We start from the raw sequence: 18,811 nt of genomic DNA on the forward strand, positions 1-18,811 counted from the left end.
CAGCACGAGCCGCCTCGATCGTCGCGTTCAACGCCAACAAGTTCGTCTGCTCAGCGATCGAGGTGATCACCTTCACCACGTTCCCGATCTCCTGGCTCGACGTCCCCAGCTTCGCCACCGTCTCGTTCGTCGACTCCACCGTCGAGACCGCCTGCGACGCCACCCGCGCCGCATCATTCGCCGACTGCGCGATCTCCCGGATCGAAGCACCCATCTGCTCCGCACCCGCCGCCACCGTCTGCACGTTCCGCGACACCTCATCCGCCGCACCAGAGACCACACCCGCCTGCACCGACGTCTCCTCCGCACCCGCAGCGACCTGCTGCGACGACGCCGACAGCTCCTCAGCAGCAGCCGCGACCGCGTCCGCGGACTCGGTGACGGCGCTGACGATCTGGCCGACCGAGTCGACCGAGGCGTTGAGCGCGACCTCGAGCTCGCCGAGCTCGGCAGTGGAGCTCTGCTCGACACGCTGGGTCAGGTCGCCACCGGCGAGCGCCTGCAGTGCGTCGATGCCGCGCCGGAGCGGGCGGGTGATCGACCTGGCGATGAAGTACGCGAGCGCGATGAGCAGGAGCACGCCCAGCAGGGCGACGACGGCGATGTTGCGCATCATCGAGCTGCGTGCCTGCTGCTCCTCCTCACCCTTCGCGTCCGCGGCCACGGTGAGCTCGTCGATCGCGCCACCGAGCAGCTCGTCGACCGCGTCGTTGGCCGTCTGGATCTCGTCGACCCGGAGGGCCATCCGCTCCTGGTTCTCGACGGCGCCGTCGACGAAGGCGGCAATCGCCTGCCCGTACTGGTCGAGAGCGGCCCCGAAGGCCGCGACCTCCTGGGCGTCGACCTCGAGGCTGTCGGAGGGCAGCCCGGCGATCAGCGCCTCCATGGTCGCTCGGTCCTCCTCCACGTCGGCGACGATCTCGCGGGGATCCGCGACGACCACCGACTTGAGCGCGTCGTACTTCAGCTCGCTGGAGCGGGTGTCGATGGCGTGCATGCCCGTGAGCGTGCCCTCGACGTCGGCCAGCTCCTCGCTGACCTGGCGGACGTGCTGCAGTCCTTGGATCGCGACCGCGGTGATGATCGCCGACGTCGCTGCTCCGATGCCGGCGATGCCGGCGAGCCGGCGCCCGACCGTCCAGGTGATGGGGCTCTTCATGGTGGTGCTCGTTCCTGCTCAGGCCGCTACGGCGCGGTCGACGTCGAGGGCCAGCAGCAGCTGGCCCTCCAGCTTGTAGGCCCCGAGAATGAGGTCCCGGGCGAGGCCCGAGAGGGTGTCCGGCGGCGGCTCGAACTGGCCGGCGTCGACGTCGACGACCGACCCGATCGTGTCCACCAGGAGCGCCACCGGCTCGCCGGAGACGCGGATGACGACGAGCATCGGCTCCTGCTCCGCCGAGTACGGGTCGAGCCCGAGCTGCTCGCGCAGGTCGACCGCCGACAGCACCTGCCCGCGCAGGTTGATCAGCCCGGCGACGCTGGTCGGTGCGAGCGGGATGCGCGTCCGCGGCTGACCGCGGAGCACCTCCTGCACCGCGTCGACGTCGACGCCGTACATCCGGTCTTCGAGGGTGAAGGTCACCAGTCGCGTGCTCACAGCGCCTCCGCGAGGTCGGGCGTGGCCTCCAGGGCCACGGTGTCGTAGAAGCCGGGGTCGGCGGCGAGGATGGCGGCGCGGACGTCGAGGAGCTCGACGATCCGGTCGCGGACCAGGGCGGAGCCGAGCAGGCCGTGGTCATCGATGTCGCTGCGGACGTCGGCCTCCTCCTCGACGATGTCGATGATCGACTCGACCACGATCGCGACGCTGCGGTCGCCGGCCGAGTAGACGACGACGGTGAGCTCCTCGCGGTCCTCGCTGCCGTAGGCGCCGAGGTGCCGGTCCAGGCGGAGCAGCGGGAGGATCGCGCCGCGGTACTGCACGACCTCGCGGCTGCCGACCTGCTCCACCGTGGAGGACGCGATGCTCTCCAGGCGGGTGACCGAGGAGAGCGGGATCGCGACGCGACGGCCGCTCCCGATGCCCACCACGAGCATCCGCAGATGGTCGGTGGCGGCGGCGACCGTCTCGCCGACGGACTGGCCGGTGGCCCGCTCGAGCGCCTCGGTGGAGAGCACCCGGCGGGCGAGCGCCTGGACGTCGAGGATCAGGGCGACCCTGCCGTCGCCCAGGATGGTCGCGCCGGAGTAGGTGCCCAGCTCCTTGATCCGCGACGTCAACGGCTTGACGACGATCTCCTCGGTGCTGAGCACCCGGTCGATGACCAGGCCGAACCGCTTGCCCTCCGCCTGGAGGACCGCGATCAGCACGTGGCCGTCGGAGCGGTCGGACTCGACACCGAGGACGTCGGCCAGCCGCACCAGCGGAAGCAGCGCCCCGCGCAGGCGGTAGACGTCGGCGCCGTTGACGCTCTCGACCTCGCTCGCGGCGCGGTCTGCGTCGAGGGCGACCAGCTCCAGCAGGCTCACCTGCGGGATGGCGTAGCGGTCGCCGGCGCACTCGACGGTGAGCGCAGGGACGATGGCCAGGGTGAGCGGGATGCGCAGCCGGCAGGTCGTCCCCCGGCCGAGGACCGACTCGACCTCGATGGTGCCGCCCATCGCCTCGATGTTCGTCTTGACGACGTCCATGCCGACCCCGCGGCCGGAGACGTTGGTGACGGCGGCAGCGGTGGAGAAACCGGGGGTGAAGATGAGCTGCAGGACGTCGGCCTGCGACATCTGCTCGAGCTGGGCCGGGGTGCGCAGGCCGCGCTCGACAGCCTTGGCGCTGATCCGGGCCGGGTCGATCCCGGCGCCGTCGTCACACACCTCGACGACGACCTGGCCGCCCTCGTGGTAGGCCCGCAGGGTGAGGATGCCCTCGGCGGACTTGCCGGCGGCGACCCGCACCGCCGCGCTCTCCAGGCCGTGGTCGACGGCGTTGCGGACCAGGTGCGTGAGCGGGTCCTTGACCGACTCCAGCAGCGAGCGGTCGAGCTCGGTCTCGCGCCCCTCCATCTGGAGGTTCACCCTCTTGTCCAGGGCGGACCCGAGGTCGCGGACGACTCGCGGCAGCTTCGACCAGAGGTGGTCGATCGGCTGCATGCGGGTCTTCATGACCCCCTCCTGCAGCTCGCTGGCGATGAGGTTCAGCCGCTGCGCCGAGCTGGTCAGCTCGGCGTCCGCCGTCTGGGTGCCGGCCTGGCGGACGATCTGGTTCCGGGTGAGGACGAGCTCCCCCACCAGACGCATCAACGCGTCCAGCAGGTCGACGTCCACACGGATGGAGGCGTCGGCTACGTTGCGTCGGGTGACCTCCGGGCCCGCGACCGGCTCCGCCGGCGCAGCCGGGGGTGCGGGTGCCGCGGGAGCTGCGGGAGCCGCGACCTGCGGCGCCACGTCCCGGGTCACGCCGACCTCGGCGAGCACGGCAGCCTCGTCGAGCACCAGAACCGGCGCGGCCGGCTCCGGCTGGTCCACGGGCTGCTCCACGGGCTGCTCCACGGGCTGGTCGGCCACGGACTGGTCGACCTCAGGCTGGTCGGGCGGCGAGGCCGCGGGGCCACCGTCGAGGACCGCGCTGATCGCTGCGACGACCGCGTCGACGTCGACGTCGCCCTCGCTGCCGCTGGTCTCGATCGAGGCGAGCAGCTCGCGGACCGTGTCGACCATCGCGAGCAGCGTGTCGGTCGTGGTCGGGTTCATCGACAGCTTGCCGTCGCGCAGCCGCGCCAGCAGGTTCTCCCCGACGTGGGTCACCGACTCCAGGCGGCCGAAGGCGAGGAACCCGCTCGTGCCCTTGATCGTGTGGATCGTCCGGAAGATGCTCCCGAGGAGCTCCCGGGAGCCGGGGTCCTTCTCCAGCGCGACCAGGTCGCGGTCCAGCTGGTCCAGGTTCTCGTGGCTCTCCACGAGGAACTCCTGGACGATCTCGTCCATCTCATCCATGTCTATGACTGCCTTCCGTCCATGACCGGCAGCCCTCCCATCGGTGCGTGGCGTCGGAACCTGAGGCAATCGGCGGGCGAGGTGTCTCGTCCTTCAGGACAGCGGGTTGGCACCTGAGGTGGAGGCGGGTAAAGAAGGTTGCTTCGTAACGTCCGGCGCATGACGATCCTCCTTGCGGACCCGCGGGTCCGCGCCGTGCCCGTGGTGGACTCCGGCGAGCCCCTGGTGCGCCTCGATGCCGGTCTCTCGCCGACCGGCGCCCTGGTGCGGTGCAGCCTGGCCGAGCGGCTGGCCCGCGCCGACGCGGCGCTGCCCGCCGGCTTCCGCCTCCGGGTGCTCGAGGGGCACCGCAGCGCGGCCGCGCAGCAGGCCATCATCGCTGCGTACGCCGCCCAGCTGCGCCTGCTGCACCCCCGGCTCGGCCGCGACCGGGCCGCGCTGGAACGGCTCACCAGCCGGTTCGTGGCACCGCTCGAGGTCGCACCGCACGTGGCCGGGGCGGCGGTGGACCTCACCCTCGTCGACGCCACCGGCGCCGAGCTCGACCTCGGAACGCCCGTCGACGCGACGCCCGAGGAGAGCGACGGGCGGTGCTTCACCGCCGCCGAGGACATCTCGGCCGCTGCACGCGCCCACCGGGACCTGTTGGGAGAGGCGCTCGGCGGCCAGGGCCTGGTCAACTACCCGACCGAGTGGTGGCACTGGAGCCACGGCGACCGCTACTGGGCGCTGGTCACCGGCGCGCCGCACGCCCTGCACGGACCGATCGCCGAGGCGGCGGCCGCATGAGTGCCCCCTGCCTGGCCCCGGTGACCACGCACCGCACGGCCGGCCCGCTCCTGGAGGTCGACCTCGCCGCCGTCGCCGCCAACACCCGGCTCCTGGCCGGACGCACCAGCGGCGCCCTGATGGCGGTGGTCAAGGCGGACGGCTTCGGCCACGGAGCCGTGGACGTGGCACGGACCGCGTTGGCCAACGGAGCGACGTGGCTCGGTGTCACCAGCGTGGTCGAGGCGATGCCGCTGCGAGCCGCAGGCCTGCGGGCCCCGCTGCTCAGCTGGCTGAACCCGCTGGGGGCGGATGTCGCCACCGCGATCGCCTCCGACGTCGACCTGGCCGTCCCGAGCCATGCGCACCTCCTCGAGGCCGCCGCCGCGCCGGGGCGGGCCCGGGTGCACCTGCACGTCGACACCGGGATGGCGCGGGACGGCGCGGCGCCGGCGACCTGGGCAGCGCTCTGCGCGGCTGCCCGGCGCGCGGAGCGGCTCGGCCAGGTCCAGGTCGTCGGCGTGATGGGCCACCTCGGCTGCGCCGACGACCCGTCCGACGGCTGCAACGCCCTCGGCCGCACCCGGTTCGCCTGGGCGCTCGAGACGGCCCGCGCGGCCGGCCTGCGTCCGGCACACCTGCACCTGGCGGCCACGGCGGCCACTCTCACCGACCCGCGCACCCACCACACGATGAGCCGCGTCGGGGCGGGCCTGGTGGGCATCGACCCCTCCGGGACCACGCCGCTGCGGGGCGCGCTGACCCTGACCGCGCCGATCAGCTCGGTACGCCGGGTGCGAGCGGGCACGCCGGTCGGCTACGCCCACGCCCACCACACCGACCGCGCCACCCATCTCGGCCTGCTCCCGCTCGGGTACGGCGACGGCCTGCCCCGCGCCGCCTCCGGCCGCGCCGAGGTGCTCGTCCGCGGACGCCGCCGCCCCCTCGTCGGGCGGATCTCGATGGACCAGGCCGTGGTCGACCTGGGCGACCGCCCGGTGGACCCCGGCGAGCGAGTCGTCGTGCTGGGCCCGGGCGGCGCCGGGGAGCCCACGACCGCCGAGTGGGCCGAGTGGGCCGGCACCATCCCGCACGAGGTGGTCACCGGGCTCGGCCGGGCATCGCGCGTCTCCCGGCGTCACCGGATCGGCCACCACCTGCGAGGGCTGGCGTGACCCCCCGGCCGCGGGTGGCGGTCGTGGGCGGCGGCCGCAGCTGTGAGCACGAGGTCTCCCTCGCCTCTGCGGCATCCGTGGCCGAGGCGCTCGACCCGGCGAGCTTCGACGTGGTGCGGCTGACCATCGCCCGGGACGGCTCCTGGCGGGACGAGCAGGCCGCGGTGCTCGACCTCGCCGGGGCGGTGCGCGCGCTCCAGGGCTGCGACGTGGTGTTTCCGCTCGTGCACGGCCCGCACGGTGAGGACGGCGAGCTGGCGGCGTTGTGCGAGCTCGCGGGTCGTCCCTACGTCGGCTCGGGCGTCGGCGCGGGTGCGGTCGCCATGGACAAGTGGGTCACCAAGCTGGTCGCCGAGGCGCTCGGCATCGCCACCGCGCCGGCCCGCCTGGTCACCGTGGCGGACGCCGAGGTGGTCGGCTGGACCGGGCCGGTCGTCGTCAAGCCGGTGGCCGCGGGGTCCAGCCACGGCGTCAGCCTGGTGCGGACCCCGGGCGAGCTCGGCCCGGCGCTGGCGGCCGCGCTGGCCCTCGACGCGCGCGCGCTCGTGGAGGAGGTCGTGGTCGGCCGGGAGGTGGACGTCGCCGTCCTGCGCCGCGCCGACGGCACGGTCGTCGCCTCCCCCGCCCTGGAGATCGTCGTCGACGGCCTCTTCGACCATGCCGCCAAGTACGGCGGCGGCGCCGACTTCCGGGTGCCCGCCGCGCTGGACGACGTCGAGGCCAAGACCGTCGAGGAGGCTGCGCTCGCGGTCTACACGGCCCTGGGCTGCGCCGGGGTGGCCCGGGTCGACTTCTTCCTCACCGCCACGGGACTCGTGCTCAACGAGGTGAACACGGTGCCGGGGATGACCGAGCACTCGCAGGTCCCGCGCATGTTCGCCGCCGCCGGCCTGCCGTACGCCGCGCTCCTCGACGAGCTGGTCCGCGGCGCGGCACCGCGGTGAGCCCCGCCCCTCCGGGCCGGATCGAGGGCATCGACCTGCTCCGTGGCGTGGCCGTCGCGCTGGTCGTCCTCCGGCACGCCGCTCCCGGGGTCTTCCCCGGCGCGGGCGTCGTCGGGGTGGTGATGTTCTTCGCCCTGTCGGGCCACCTCATCACCGGTCTGCTCCTCGACGAGGTGGCCCGCACGGGCAGGATCGACCTCGGGCGCTTCTACCGCCGGCGAGCCCGCCGGCTGGTGCCGGCGCTGCTGGCGCTCGTCGCCGGCGTGGTGGCCGTGACGTTGCTGCTCGACCCGCTCGGTGACCGGGAACGGCTCGGCGACACGGTGCTGGTCGCGCTGACGTGGACGGCCGACCTGCCACTCGGGGACCCCAGCGACGCGACGTTCCACCTGTGGACCCTCGCGCTCGAGGAGCAGTTCTACCTGGTGTGGCCGGCCCTGCTCCTCCTCGCGGCCCCGCGGCGGCGCGTCGGCATGCTGCTCCTCGGCGCGACCGGCGCCTGCCTGCTGGGGTGCCTGGCCACGGTCGTCTGGCTCCGCGCCGATCCCGACCTCGCCTACGCGCTGCCGACGTCGTGGGCGGTGTGCTTCGTCATCGGCGCGGCCTCCCGCGTGCACGCCGACCGGCTCGTCGCGGCGTGGGGTCCGCCGCCCGGCGCGGTGGTGGCCGCCGCCGCGTCGCTCGGAGTGCTGGCCGTGGTTCCATTGCGCGGTCACGCACTCACCTACCTGGCGGGAGGCCCGGCCATCGCGATGCTGACCACCGTCGTGCTGCTGGCCTGGCGTACCTGGGCCTCGGTGGACCACCCGGCTCTGCGACCCCTGGTCCTGCTCGGCACCGTGTCGTACGCGGCGTACCTGTGGAACTACCCGCTGACCGTCTGGCTCCGCCCCTACACCGACCTCGCGGGGCCGCTCGCGGTGGTGCTGACCCTCGTGTGCGCGGCCCTGAGCTGGCGGTACGTCGAGGCGCCGCTCCAGCAGCGCCGCACGCCGGTCGGGGCGGGCCGATGACCAGCGCGACGACCAGCCGCCGGGACTGGCAGCACTGGCTGCCCGACTCCGCGGCGGGGGTCGCCGTGCTGGTGCTCGGCCTCGTCGAGGTCAACGGCGACGGCTACTACCCCAGCATCCCCGCCGCGATGACGATGGTCGTCGGCCTCGCCCTCGCGGTCGGCCTGTCCCGCGTCGCACCGGCGAGCGCGCTCGCCCTGGCGTGGTTCGTGGGGATGGTGCAGGTCGTCAGTGGGACCGGCATCATGCTGGTCGAGGGAGTCGTCGCCGTCGTGGCGTTCGGCTGCGCCCGCTGGGGCCGGACGGCCACCGTGTGGCTGAGCGGGGCCTCGATCCCGCTCTCCGCCGTCATCGCGCTGCTGTGGCTCGACACCTTCCTGGCCCACCGGGTCCTGGACCTCACCGGCGTCGGGCTGCTCGCCGAGACCCTCTACCAGGACGACGGGGACTGGCGCGGTGCGGCCGGCCTGCTCCTCTTCGCCCTGCTCGCCACGCCGTGGCTGGCCGGCCTGGCGCTGCGCTTCCTGGACCGCGCGCGGTCCTCACAGGTCTCGCAGGTGGCCGCCGAGGCGCAGCGGGACCAGGCCGAGGAGATCGCCCGGCTGCGGGAGAGCCAGGCCCAGCTCGCCCGCGACGTCCACGACGTCGTCGGCCACTCCTTGGCGGTGATCCTCGCCCAGGCCGAGTCCGCGCAGTACCTGCCCGAGGCCGACACCTCGGCCCTGCGGCGGACCATGGCCACCATCGCCACCTCGGCACGCACCTCGCTCCAGGACGTCCGCCAGGTGCTGAGCGCGCCCGGCGGCGGCGCCGCCGGATCCCCGCAGGCGGACCTCGACGCGCTGGTCGAGGGGGTGCGGGCCAGCGGCCACGAGGTGGTCTCCACCGAGGTCGGCTCCTCGCGCCCGCTCCCCCCGGAGCTCGAGGTGGTGGCGTTCCGGGTCCTCCAGGAGATGCTCACCAACGCCATCCGCCACGGCCGCCGCGGCGAGCCGGTGCTCGTCGAGCGGCACTGGGAGGGCGAGCTGCGGCTGGAGGTCCGCAACGTCATCGGTGAGCCCGCGCCCGTCGACCACGAGACCCGCCCGATGGCCGTCGTGGATCCCGCCGCACCGGCCCGGACCGAGGGCGCCGGGCACGGCTTGGAAGGCATGCGGAGGCGGCTGGAGGCGGTCGGCGGGCGGCTGGACGTGCGCCGGCGCGAGGAGCCGGCCGGTGCGACGTTCACCGCGACCGCGTGGGTCCCGCTGAGGTCGAGCCGGTGACCGCGGCCGGCGCGACGGGCGAGATCGACGTCCTGCTCGTCGACGACCAGGACCTGTTCCGCGAGGGCGTGCGGGTGATCGTCGACGCCCAGGACGGCATGAGGGTGGTAGGCGCCGCCGGCGACGGCCTGGAGGCGGTGCGGCTGGTCGACCAGCTGCAGCCGGACGTGGTGCTGATGGACATCCGGATGCCCGAGATGGACGGCGTCGAGGCGACCCGGCAGATCTTCGACCCCGACCGCGCGGCGCGCCGGGGCAAGCCCGTGCGGGTGGTCGTGCTGACCACCTTCAACCTCGACGACCGGGCGGCGACGGCGATCCGGTACGGCGCCAGCGGCTTCCTCCTCAAGGACACCACCCCGATCCAGCTGCGCGACGCCATCCGCACCGTGCACGCCGGCAACGCGGTGCTCGCCCCGCAGGACCTCTCGACGTTGCTCGAGGGGCGGTTCCGCACGCGGGTGGCGGTGCCGGCGGCGTACGAGTCGCTGACCGAGAAGGAGCGCGAGGTGTTCGCGGCGGTCGCCCGGGGCCTGTCGAACACCGAGATCGCCGCCGCTCTCTACGCCGGCGAGTCCACGGTCAAGACCCATGTCGGGGCCGTGCTGCGCAAGCTCGGCCTGCGCGACCGCGTGCAGATCGTGGTCTTCGCCCACGAGCACGGCCTGGTCACCGGCTGAGGGCCGCCGCAGATCCGCGGTCCGGGAGGATCAGAAGCCGACGCGCCGCGGCGCCGACTCCCGCCGGACGACCTCGCCCTTGGCGTGGGCGGAGGCGCGCAGCTCGGCCTGGAAGTCGGCCATCCGCTGCTGCAGCGCGGGGTCCGCGGCGGCGAGGATGCGTACGGCGAGCAGCCCGGCGTTGCGGGCGCCGCCGACCGCCACGGTCGCGACCGGGACCCCGGCCGGCATCTGCACGATCGAGAGCAGCGAGTCCAGCCCGTCGAGGTGGCGCAGCGGCACGGGGACGCCGATCACCGGCAGCGGGGTCACGGCCGCCAGCATGCCCGGCAGGTGGGCGGCTCCCCCGGCCCCGGCGACGATGACCGAGAGCCCCCGGCCGGCGGCGGCGCGGCCGTAGTCGAGCATCTCCTCGGGCATCCGGTGGGCGGACACGACGTCGGCCTCGTGGGCGATGCCGAACTCCGCCAGCGCCTCGGCCGCCGCCTGCATGGTCGGCCAGTCGGAGTCCGAACCCATCACGATCCCGACGCGGGGCCGCTCGTCCAGCTGCTGGTCCATGGGGTTCACTCGCTCTCGTCGCCGAGGTCGCCACGGAACCAGGCGGCGGCGTGCCGCGCGCGCTCCAGGCAGTCCTCGAGGTCGTCGCCGTAGGCGTTGACGTGGCCGACCTTCCGGCCGGGTCGCAGCTCCTTGCCGTACAGGTGGACGCGCAGGCGCGCGTCGCGCGCCAGGGCGTGCGGGTAGCCGTCGTACAGCCGGCCCACCGGCGTGCCGTCCGGGCGGTCGGGCCCGCCGAGGATGTTGACCATCACCGTCCAGCGCGCCCGTGGGGCCGGCGAGCCGAGGGGCAGGTCGAGCACGGCGCGCAGGTGGTTCTCGAACTGGGAGGTGACCGCACCGTCTTGCGTCCAGTGGCCGGTGTTGTGCGGTCGCATGGCCAGCTCGTTGACCAGGATCCGCCCGTCGGTCGTCTCGAAGAGCTCGACCGCCAGGACGCCGGTGACATCGAGGGCGCCGGCGATCCGGAGCGCCACCTGCTGGGCGTGCGCGGCGAGGTCGGGGTCGAGGTCGGGCGCGGGCGCCACCACTTCGTGGCAGATGCCGTCGCGCTGGGTGCTCCAGACGACCGGGTACGCCGCGGCCTGGCCGCTCGGCGAGCGCGCGACGAGGGCGGAGAGCTCGCGCCGGAAGTCGACCAGCTCCTCGGCCAGCAGCCGGACGCCGGTGTCCCGGGCGACGGCGAACGGCTCGGCGCAGTCCTCGGCCGACCGGACGAACCAGACCCCCTTGCCGTCGTACCCGCCGCGGGTCGTCTTGAGCACGCAGGGGAAGCCGAAGGCCGCGACCTCGTCGACGTCGGTCACCACGGCGTTGCGGGGGCAGGGCACGTCGAGCGCGGCGAGCCGCTCCCGCATGACCGCCTTGTCCTGGGCGTGCACGAGGGCCTCCGGACCGGGGCGGACGGCCACGCCGTCGGCGGCGAGGGAGCGCAGGTGCTCGGTGGGGACGTGCTCGTGGTCGAAGGTCACCACGGCACAGCCGCCGGTCACCTCGCGGAGCACGTCCAGGTCGCGGTAGTCCCCGACGAGCTGGTCCGGGACCACCTGGGCCGCCGAGACGCCGTCGGCCTCGGCGAGCAACCGCAGGGGCACGCCCATGGCGGCGGCCGGCTCGGCCATCATCCGGGCGAGCTGGCCTCCGCCGATGACCGCGACACGGGGCGCGGCACCAGGTCCAGGGGCCGACGGGGAGGCGAGCTCGGGCACGGTCGGAACCCTAGAGCAGGGCGGCAGCGGCTCAGGCGGGCGGCTCCGTCTCGAAGCGGAGGCCCTTGCCTCGGATCGTGGTGATCAGCCGGGGGCGGCGGCTGTCGTCCCCGAGCTTGCGGCGGACCCAGCCCAGGTGGACGTCGATGGTCTTCGACGAGGTCCAGAACGTCGTGTGCCACACGTCGCGCATGAGCTCCTCACGGCTCACGATGTCACCGGCCCGGGCGATGAGCGCCTGGACCAGGTCGAACTCCTTGCGGGACAGGACCACCTCGTCGGCGCCTCGCCATGCGCGGCGGCTCTCCGGATCGATCCGGACGTCTTGTACTTCGAACATTTCTTAACCGTAGGCAGGTTGAAACCTGAACGGCCAGCAAATGCCCGAAAGTGCCAGTGGCAACTTCCGGCCAGAAATCCCACCCTTAAGGGTGAGACCGGTCTTAGTGTCTCCGGACGGCCAGCGGCTCCACGATGCCGAAGCCCCGGACCGGCCGCGCCGGCAACCGCCGGGTCTCGAACTGGTCCTGCGGCAGCAGCTCGGCGGTGGCGGTGTCGATGATGACGCGGTTGCGTCGCGCCACGGCCGTCAGGCGGGCAGCCATGTTGACCGGCGGGCCGAACACGTCGCCGAGCCGCATCACCACCGATCCGGTCGCCAGCCCGAGGCGGACGTCGGGCATGCGCTGGTCCCGGCCGATCACGTTGATGATCCCCTCGGCGGTGTCGTAGGCCCGGACGGGGTCGTCGTTCACGAAGAGGATGGAGTCGCCGATGCTCTTGATGACGCGCCCCCGCTGCTGGGCGACCACGTCCGCGGAGCGCGACTCGAACAGCTCCACCAGGTCGCCGATCCGCTCCTCGCTCAACTGGTTCGAGAGCGCCGTGAAGGAGACGATGTCGGCGAACCCGACGGTCAGCGTGGTGGTGTGGAGCTCGTCGGCGTCGTCGGTGAGCGCCTCGATGCGCGTGACCGCGGCGGCCAGGTGGCGCCGCCAGGCATAGATCAGGAGCTCCTCGAAGGGCTCGCTGAACTCCTCCAGGACCCGGCGGGCCGAGCTCATCCGCCCGCTGGCCGCACCCCCCTCGCCCTCAGGGGCCAGCAGGCTGCTCCCCTCCCGCTCCAGCTGGTCCAGCCGGTGCACCATCGCGGACACCTCCCAGTCGGCGAGGCGCGCCATGGTCTGGCCGACCGCCCGGGTGATGTTGACCGCGGTGTCGAAGTCGAACAGCCCGGTGCGCACCCCGGCGACGAGGGTGCTCAGCGCGACCACGTCCGCCGGCGTGTAGGCGACGTCGGCGCCGTGCTCCGGGAAGCCGAGCGCCCGCCACAGCCGCCGGGTCTCCTCCAGGCTGACGCCGGCGTCCTCGGCGACCTCGGCGGCGCTCAGCACCGGCTCACCGAGGACCCTGCGGTGCAGGTCCTCGGGCACGTCGGGGGGCGGGGTGTTCTCGGGCAGGTCGGGCACCTCTGGTCGGTCGGCGGTGGTGGTCGGCGGTGGACGGGCCTCCGGGATCCTCTCACCCGCGGGCCTCCCGACGGGCCGTCAGACCGCTGGCCGCACGTGGACGACGTCGCCGGCACCGACGGCCGTCTCACCAGCGGGGCCGACGACGAGGAGCCGCCCGGACGGGTCGATGCCGGTCGCCGTGCCCGTGAGGACCTCGCCCGAGGGCAGCTCCACGCGCACCTGCTGCCCCACGGTGACGCAGGCGTCGGCGTAGGAGTCCGCGAGCCTCATCCCCGCGAGGTCCCCGCCCGCCTGCCAGGCGTCGTACGCCTCGCGCAGGCCGGCCAGCAGCTCCACGAGCAGCTGGGTCCGGTCCGGCGCCTCGCCGGCCACCGCGAGCGAGGTCGCGGTGGCGACGGGCAGCTCGTCGGCCGTGAGGCCGACGTTGACGCCGATGCCGACGACCGCGGCCGGGCCGGCGGGGGTCTCCAGGCGCTCGACGAGGATCCCCGCCACCTTCCGCCCACCGATCAGCACGTCGTTGGGCCACTTCACGCCGGCGTCGAACCCGTGCGCCTTGAGCACCTTGTCGACGGCGTAGCCGGTCAGCAGCGGCAGCCACGGCCACGTGCGCGTCGGTGCGGACGGGCGGAGCAGGACCGAGAAGGTCAGCGCCGAACGGGCCGGCGTCTGCCAGGAGCGGTCGAGCCGGCCGCGACCCGCCGTCTGGTGCTCGGTGACGACCACGAGCCCCTCCGGGGCGCCGGCGCGCGCCCGCTCGGCCACGACGGCATTGGTCGAGGCAGCCTCGTCGAGGACCTCGACGGCGACTCCGGGAACGAGGTCGGGGGCGACGGCGGCGAGCCGGTCCCTGTCAAGGGGTGGGCGCTCGGGAGACGTGGTGGTCACGGGCACTACATTGACCCACGCCGCAACGACGACGCCATACCGACGCCAGCGAGGAGACCCCCGGACCGTGAGCGCAGAGAGCACCGAACGCCCCGGGCAGGGCACCGACGTCCCCGCGGACATCGACCTGCACACGACGGCCGGCAGGCTGGCCGACCTCGACCGCCGCCTCGACGAGGCGGTGCACGCCGGCTCGGCGAAGGCGATCGAGAAGCAGCACGCCAAGGGGCGGCAGACCGCCCGTGAGCGGATCGAGATGCTCTTCGACGAGGGTTCGTTCGTCGAGCTCGACGAGCTCGCCCGGCACCGGTCGACGGCGTTCGGCCTGGAGAAGAACCGGCCCTACGGCGACGGCGTCATCACCGGCTACGGCACGATCGACGGCCGCCAGGTCTGCGTGTTCTCCCAGGACTTCACCGTCTTCGGCGGCTCGCTGGGTGAGGTCTACGGCGAGAAGATCACCAAGGTGATGGACCTCGCCATCAAGACCGGCTGCCCGATCATCGGCATCAACGAGGGCGCCGGCGCCCGCATCCAGGAGGGTGTGGTCTCGCTCGGCCTGTACGGCGAGATCTTCCGCCGCAACGTGCACGCCTCCGGCGTGATCCCGCAGATCTCGATGATCATGGGCAACTGCGCCGGCGGCCACGTCTACTCCCCCGCGGTCACCGACTTCACGGTCATGGTCGACCAGACCTCGGCGATGTTCATCACCGGCCCCGACGTCATCAAGACCGTCACCGGCGAGGACGTCTCGATGGAGGAGCTGGGCGGCGCTCGCACGCACAACACCAAGTCGGGCAACGCCCACTACATGGCCTCCGACGAGGAGGACGCGATCGAGTACGTCAAGGCGCTGCTGTCGTTCCTGCCGCAGAACAACCTCGACGAGCCCCTGGTCTACGACGACCCGGCCGACCTCGAGGTCGGCGACCTGGACCGCTCGCTGGACACGATCATCCCCGACAGCCCGAACCAGCCCTACGACATGCACGACGTCATCCGGGCCGTCCTCGACGACGAGGACTTCCTCGAGGTGATGGAGCTCTTCGCGCCCAACCTGATCATCGGCTACGGACGGGTCGAGGGCCGGCCCGTCGGCGTGGTCGCCAACCAGCCGATGCAGTTCGCCGGCACCCTCGACATCGACGCCTCCGAGAAGGCGGCGCGCTTCGTGCGGACCTGCGACGCCTTCAACATCCCCGTGCTGACCTTCGTCGACGTCCCCGGCTTCCTGCCGGGTACCGACCAGGAGTGGAACGGCATCATCCGCCGGGGAGCCAAGCTCATCTACGCCTACTCGGAGGCGACCGTCCCGCTCGTCACGGTCATCACCCGCAAGGCCTACGGCGGCGCCTACGACGTCATGGGCTCCAAGCACCTCGGCGCGGACATCAACCTCGCGTGGCCGACGGCCCAGATCGCCGTCATGGGCTCCCAGGGCGCGGCGAACATCATCCACCGCAAGACGCTCGCGCAGGTCGAGGCGGAGGGCGGCGACGTCGAGGCCCGGCGGGCCGAGCTCATCGACGAGTACGAGACCACGCTGGCGAACCCCTACATCGCCGCGGAGCGCGGGTACGTCGACGCGGTCATCCAGCCGCACGAGACCCGCGTGGAGGTGGTCCGGGCGCTCCGGCTGCTGCGCTCCAAGCGCGAGACGCTGCCGCCCAAGAAGCACGGGAACATCCCGCTCTGATGGCCGAGGAGCAGCCCGACACCGCCGCCCCGGAGCAGCGCCCGCTGCTCCGGGTGGTCAGCCCGCACGCGACGCCGGAGGAGGTGGCCGCGCTGGTGGCCGTCCTCTCCGCGCTCGGGGGCGCCGAGGCGCCACCGGCGAAGCCCCGCCCGGAGTGGAACGCGCCGCACCGCGGCGTCCGCCGGCCGCTCGCGCCGGGCGCTGCCGCCTGGCGCGCCAGCTCGCTGCCTCGCTGACCGTCGCCGGATCCGGCGAAACGGCCCGCCGCCGGCGAAGGCCGTCCACAATCGTGAGCGAACCTTGAGGCTCGCAGCGTCGCTGCTTGAGATCGATCGGCCAGGCTCGGGGGGTCAAGAGACGGGGACGGCGACCGACAGCGGCGCTGCACCAGCGATGGGATGAGCGCGTGGACACGAGGGACGTGGGGTCCGACGGAGGGCAGCTGGTCCGCGGCGCACCCCCCGCGGGCCTCGACGACCCCCGCTACGTCCGGGCCCACGACCCCGGCCTGGCGGCGTACGCCCAGGAGTTCCTCGAGGCGGTCGACGACCTGCCGACCCTGCGCCCGACGGTGGGCTGCATCATCCCGGCCTACAACGAGGCCGAGACCATCGCCGGCGTCCTCGACTCGCTCCTGCAGCAGACGCGCCTGCCCGAGGCGATCCACCTGATCGTCAACAACACCAGCGACGAGTCGGTGGAGGTCGCCAGCCACTACGCCGGGCCGCACACGCGGATGACCCCGACCGGCGAGCAGACGACGGTCATCTACGTCCACGACATCGGGAAGAACCCGGACAAGAAGGTCGGGGCCCTCAACTACGGCTACTCCCTGGTCGAGCACATGGACTACCTGCTCGGCGTGGACGGTGACACGACCCCGGAGCCGGACGCGATCCAGCACCTCGTCGACGAGATCTCCAGCGACGCCCGCATCGGCGGCATCTCGGCGATCTACTCCATCGACGACTCGGCTCTCGAGGGCCCGGTGCAGAAGTTCCTCATCGCCGGTCAGCGTGCGCAGTTCTCCGCGTTCAACATGCAGAACCTGCTCAAGGGCCGGACCATGGCGGTGCTCGGCGGCCAGTTCTCCATCTTCTCCACGCAGGCGCTCCGCGACGTCATGCGCGACAGCCACCAGCGCGCGCCGTGGGTGAGCGACTCCGAGGTCGAGGACTCGCTGCTGTCGCTGCAGATCAAGTCGGCCGGCTACCTGACGAAGATCTCCTCCCGCGCCCGGGCCCACGTGGGCGGCATGACGACCTTCCGCTCGCTGGACGCCCAGCAGGTGAAGTGGAACTTCGGGGCGATCGACCTGATGTGGCCGGGCCAGCGCGGCGACACCAAGGGCCAGCCTTTCCACCCGAACCTCCGGCTGCGCTGGTTCGAGCACCTGTCGATGGTCATCAACATGACCACGAGGATGATGTTCCTCGTCCTGCTCATCGGCGCCCTCACCATCGACGCGTTCGTCTTCCAGGCCTGGTGGCTGATCCCCCCGGCGGCTGCGGTCTGGCTGAACTTCCGGGTGGCCCGCTCGATGGCGTTCGCGAACCGGCGCGACTACCTCTTCGCGCTGCTGGTCTTCCCCGCCGAGCTCTACATGGTGATCCGGATGGGCCACTTCGTGCGCGCCTGGCTGAAGTTCTTCAGCCGGCAGCAGACCGACAACTGGGCCGCCCAGGCGAAGGCCGAGCGCGGCAAGGGCACCGCCTGGACCTCTCCGTTCCTGGTGGCCACGGCGCTCCTGGCGGGTAGTGCCGCCGCCTGGCTGCAGCTGCCGACGCAGACCGTCTCCGGCGCCCTGCGCGTCGGTTGGCCGATCCTCGGCATCATCACCATCCTCCAGACGGTCTGGATGATCCTCAAGGCCTGCCGCCCGTACCGCGGCTTCAAGGCCTGACGCTCCACTCCCCCCGCTTCCTCCCGCTCCCTGGAGACTCGATGTCCGCTCCACGTCGCCACCGCCTGCTCGCGGCCTCCGTCATCCTCGCCCTGGCCGGCCCGCTGTCCGGCTGCTCGCTCGTCGACGCCCTCGCCGGACCCGAGGCCGTCGAGGCCGAGAACCCGGGCGCAGCAGCGACGCCGGAGCCGTATGCCTCGCAGTTCACTCGCGACGGCACGTTCCAGTCGCACATCGACATCGACGGGATGGACTTCGTCTACACGTTGTGGCCGACCAAGTCGACCCCCCGCACGAACGAGTGGTACCCCAAGGGGAAGAAGTACTTCTCCTTCACCTTCCAGGTCTACGACCTCCAGCGGAAGCTGCGGGACCCGTTCGCCACCAAGCGGAAGGCGTACCTGGGCGACATCAAGGTCACCTCGCGCACCGTCACGCGCGACGGCGGGAGGACCCAGCACCCCTACAAGCTCGACGCCGAGGCCTCGAGGATCACCTTCGACCCGGAGGCGGTGACGCACCCGCTCCACGGGATGCTGATCACCTCGCCGAAGGGCTCCTTCGAGCTGCGCAACCAGAAGATCGGTGCGATGTCCGCCGACACCTACGGGCTCGACCTCACCTTCACCGCGACGGTGAACGTCGAGCGCAGTCCCGGCTCCGGCAGCTTCGTCGAGCACCAGGTCAAGCAGACCGTGCCGATCTCGATCTTCGAGTCCGACACGCCCACCCGGGCTGCAGACATCCCGATCAACGCCAACTGAGGCGGGCCGTCGACCTCGGGGCGAGGATCAGACGGCCTCGGCCAGGCGGTAGCCGACGCCACGGACCGTCTCGATGAACCTCGGGCTGGCGCCGTCGTCCCCGATCTTGCGGCGGAGGTTGGCGATGTGGATCTCGACCGACCGCTTGTCGGCCTCGTTGACGAAGTAGGACGTGACGTACTGCTGCCCACGCATCGTCAGCACCAGGTCGGCCTTCGACCGCACTCGCCGACCGGTGTCGAGCAACGACGCCAGCAGGTCGAACTCGGTCCGGTTGAGGTCCACCGCGCCCCCACCGACGGTGACCACCCGGGTCTCGTGGTTGAGCGCGAGGCCGTTGAACCGCACCCATGAGCCCTCCACCGACACTCCGCCGACGGAGGGCACGGCGGAGGGCACGGCGGGGGGCACGGCGGGGGGCACGGCGGCGGCATGGGCGCCCGCCGGCGCAGCAGACTGTGGTGCCGACGCCGGCTCCGCTGGTGCGGGAGGCGGCTGGTGGGCCGGCGGCGGCGCGTACGCCGGCGGGGCGGGGGGCGGC

General features: G+C 72.8%; 19 protein-coding genes. 10 read left to right on the top strand and 9 right to left on the bottom strand.

The genetic code is table 11. The features are described 5' to 3' along the window. From ACSMHG_RS18590 to ACSMHG_RS18600, 3 genes are all read right to left on the bottom strand, one after another. The coding region (locus tag ACSMHG_RS18590; RefSeq protein WP_435747902.1) for a methyl-accepting chemotaxis protein at positions 1–1,159 on the bottom strand (1,159 nt) is incomplete at its 3' end. An 18-nt stretch (positions 1,160–1,177) separates the two neighbouring features. After that, positions 1,178–1,597 carry a chemotaxis protein CheW gene (locus ACSMHG_RS18595; RefSeq protein ID WP_435747904.1) on the bottom strand — a complete coding sequence of 140 codons (420 nt, stop codon included), beginning with the start codon at positions 1,595–1,597 and terminating at the stop codon, positions 1,178–1,180. Next, the gene (locus ACSMHG_RS18600) at positions 1,594–3,930 is read right to left on the bottom strand and encodes a chemotaxis protein CheW (protein WP_435747906.1); all 2,337 of its coding nucleotides are present in this window, start codon (positions 3,928–3,930) and stop codon (positions 1,594–1,596) included. The genes ACSMHG_RS18595 and ACSMHG_RS18600 overlap by 4 nt, the downstream gene beginning before the upstream one ends. A gap of 159 nt (positions 3,931–4,089) precedes the next feature. Between ACSMHG_RS18600 and ACSMHG_RS18605 the strand changes: the two genes are divergently transcribed. Genes ACSMHG_RS18605 through ACSMHG_RS18630 form a run of 6 tightly spaced genes read left to right on the top strand, consistent with a single transcriptional unit; the run spans position 4,090 to position 9,775 of the window. Beyond that, a complete protein-coding gene (locus ACSMHG_RS18605) occupies positions 4,090–4,719 on the top strand; it encodes a M15 family metallopeptidase (RefSeq protein ID WP_435747908.1) in 630 nt (209 codons plus the stop codon). After that, entirely contained in the window at positions 4,716–5,873 is a 1,158-nt protein-coding gene (gene alr, locus ACSMHG_RS18610; protein ID WP_435747910.1) for an alanine racemase, read from the top strand. Before ACSMHG_RS18605 ends, alr begins: the two co-directional genes overlap by 4 nt. Next, entirely contained in the window at positions 5,870–6,817 is a 948-nt protein-coding gene (locus ACSMHG_RS18615) for a D-alanine--D-alanine ligase family protein (protein ID WP_435747912.1), read from the top strand. Before alr ends, ACSMHG_RS18615 begins: the two co-directional genes overlap by 4 nt. Beyond that, positions 6,814–7,830, top strand: coding sequence for an acyltransferase family protein (locus ACSMHG_RS18620; protein WP_435747914.1), 1,017 nt, complete (start codon positions 6,814–6,816; stop codon positions 7,828–7,830). The genes ACSMHG_RS18615 and ACSMHG_RS18620 overlap by 4 nt, the downstream gene beginning before the upstream one ends. Further along, a complete protein-coding gene (locus tag ACSMHG_RS18625; protein ID WP_435747916.1) occupies positions 7,827–9,095 on the top strand; it encodes a sensor histidine kinase in 1,269 nt (422 codons plus the stop codon). The genes ACSMHG_RS18620 and ACSMHG_RS18625 overlap by 4 nt, the downstream gene beginning before the upstream one ends. After that, the gene (locus ACSMHG_RS18630; RefSeq protein ID WP_435747918.1) at positions 9,068–9,775 is read left to right on the top strand and encodes a response regulator; all 708 of its coding nucleotides are present in this window, start codon (positions 9,068–9,070) and stop codon (positions 9,773–9,775) included. Before ACSMHG_RS18625 ends, ACSMHG_RS18630 begins: the two co-directional genes overlap by 28 nt. A gap of 30 nt (positions 9,776–9,805) precedes the next feature. On the opposite strand, the gene purE is transcribed toward ACSMHG_RS18630, so the two are convergent. The 5 genes from purE to ACSMHG_RS18655 form a co-directional block, all read right to left on the bottom strand. Further along, positions 9,806–10,336 (bottom strand): 5-(carboxyamino)imidazole ribonucleotide mutase, encoded by a 531-nt coding sequence (purE, locus tag ACSMHG_RS18635; RefSeq protein ID WP_435747920.1) that lies wholly within the window; start codon positions 10,334–10,336, stop codon positions 9,806–9,808. Positions 10,337–10,341: 5 nt separating this feature from the next. Next, positions 10,342–11,544: a 5-(carboxyamino)imidazole ribonucleotide synthase gene (locus ACSMHG_RS18640; RefSeq protein WP_435747922.1), complete on the bottom strand. Its 1,203-nt coding sequence runs from the start codon at positions 11,542–11,544 to the stop codon at positions 10,342–10,344. Positions 11,545–11,575: 31 nt separating this feature from the next. Next, positions 11,576–11,884 carry a winged helix-turn-helix domain-containing protein gene (locus tag ACSMHG_RS18645; RefSeq protein ID WP_435747924.1) on the bottom strand — a complete coding sequence of 103 codons (309 nt, stop codon included), beginning with the start codon at positions 11,882–11,884 and terminating at the stop codon, positions 11,576–11,578. A 103-nt stretch (positions 11,885–11,987) separates the two neighbouring features. Then, a complete protein-coding gene (locus ACSMHG_RS18650; RefSeq protein WP_435747926.1) occupies positions 11,988–13,013 on the bottom strand; it encodes an adenylate/guanylate cyclase domain-containing protein in 1,026 nt (341 codons plus the stop codon). A 78-nt stretch (positions 13,014–13,091) separates the two neighbouring features. Continuing rightward, a complete protein-coding gene (locus ACSMHG_RS18655; RefSeq protein ID WP_435747928.1) occupies positions 13,092–13,904 on the bottom strand; it encodes a biotin--[acetyl-CoA-carboxylase] ligase in 813 nt (270 codons plus the stop codon). Between the two features lie 67 nt (positions 13,905–13,971). Between ACSMHG_RS18655 and ACSMHG_RS18660 the strand changes: the two genes are divergently transcribed. From ACSMHG_RS18660 to ACSMHG_RS18675, 4 genes are all read left to right on the top strand, one after another. Continuing rightward, positions 13,972–15,603 (top strand): acyl-CoA carboxylase subunit beta, encoded by a 1,632-nt coding sequence (locus ACSMHG_RS18660; protein ID WP_435747930.1) that lies wholly within the window; start codon positions 13,972–13,974, stop codon positions 15,601–15,603. Next, a complete protein-coding gene (locus ACSMHG_RS18665; RefSeq protein WP_435747932.1) occupies positions 15,603–15,839 on the top strand; it encodes an acyl-CoA carboxylase subunit epsilon in 237 nt (78 codons plus the stop codon). The genes ACSMHG_RS18660 and ACSMHG_RS18665 overlap by 1 nt, the downstream gene beginning before the upstream one ends. Positions 15,840–16,009: 170 nt before the next feature. Continuing rightward, positions 16,010–17,506 (top strand): glycosyltransferase family 2 protein, encoded by a 1,497-nt coding sequence (locus ACSMHG_RS18670; protein WP_435747934.1) that lies wholly within the window; start codon positions 16,010–16,012, stop codon positions 17,504–17,506. Positions 17,507–17,547: 41 nt separating this feature from the next. After that, positions 17,548–18,270, top strand: coding sequence for a hypothetical protein (locus tag ACSMHG_RS18675; RefSeq protein ID WP_435747936.1), 723 nt, complete (start codon positions 17,548–17,550; stop codon positions 18,268–18,270). A 27-nt stretch (positions 18,271–18,297) separates the two neighbouring features. On the opposite strand, the gene ACSMHG_RS18680 is transcribed toward ACSMHG_RS18675, so the two are convergent. After that, the coding region (locus ACSMHG_RS18680) for a winged helix-turn-helix domain-containing protein (RefSeq protein WP_435747938.1) at positions 18,298–18,811 on the bottom strand (514 nt) is incomplete at its 5' end.

The organism is Nocardioides ureilyticus (genome assembly GCF_051280745.1).
Taxonomy (GTDB): domain Bacteria; phylum Actinomycetota; class Actinomycetes; order Propionibacteriales; family Nocardioidaceae; genus Nocardioides.

Coding starts and splice junctions, on each gene's coding strand:
- ACSMHG_RS18600 (WP_435747906.1), bottom strand. CDS start 3,930: ATGGATGAGATGGACGAGATCGTCCAGGAGTTCCTCGTGGAGAGCCAC.
- ACSMHG_RS18605 (WP_435747908.1), top strand. CDS start 4,090: ATGACGATCCTCCTTGCGGACCCGCGGGTCCGCGCCGTGCCCGTGGTG.
- alr (WP_435747910.1), top strand. CDS start 4,716: ATGAGTGCCCCCTGCCTGGCCCCGGTGACCACGCACCGCACGGCCGGC.
- ACSMHG_RS18625 (WP_435747916.1), top strand. CDS start 7,827: ATGACCAGCGCGACGACCAGCCGCCGGGACTGGCAGCACTGGCTGCCC.
- purE (WP_435747920.1), bottom strand. CDS start 10,336: ATGGACCAGCAGCTGGACGAGCGGCCCCGCGTCGGGATCGTGATGGGT.
- ACSMHG_RS18645 (WP_435747924.1), bottom strand. CDS start 11,884: ATGTTCGAAGTACAAGACGTCCGGATCGATCCGGAGAGCCGCCGCGCA.
- ACSMHG_RS18665 (WP_435747932.1), top strand. CDS start 15,603: ATGGCCGAGGAGCAGCCCGACACCGCCGCCCCGGAGCAGCGCCCGCTG.
- ACSMHG_RS18675 (WP_435747936.1), top strand. CDS start 17,548: ATGTCCGCTCCACGTCGCCACCGCCTGCTCGCGGCCTCCGTCATCCTC.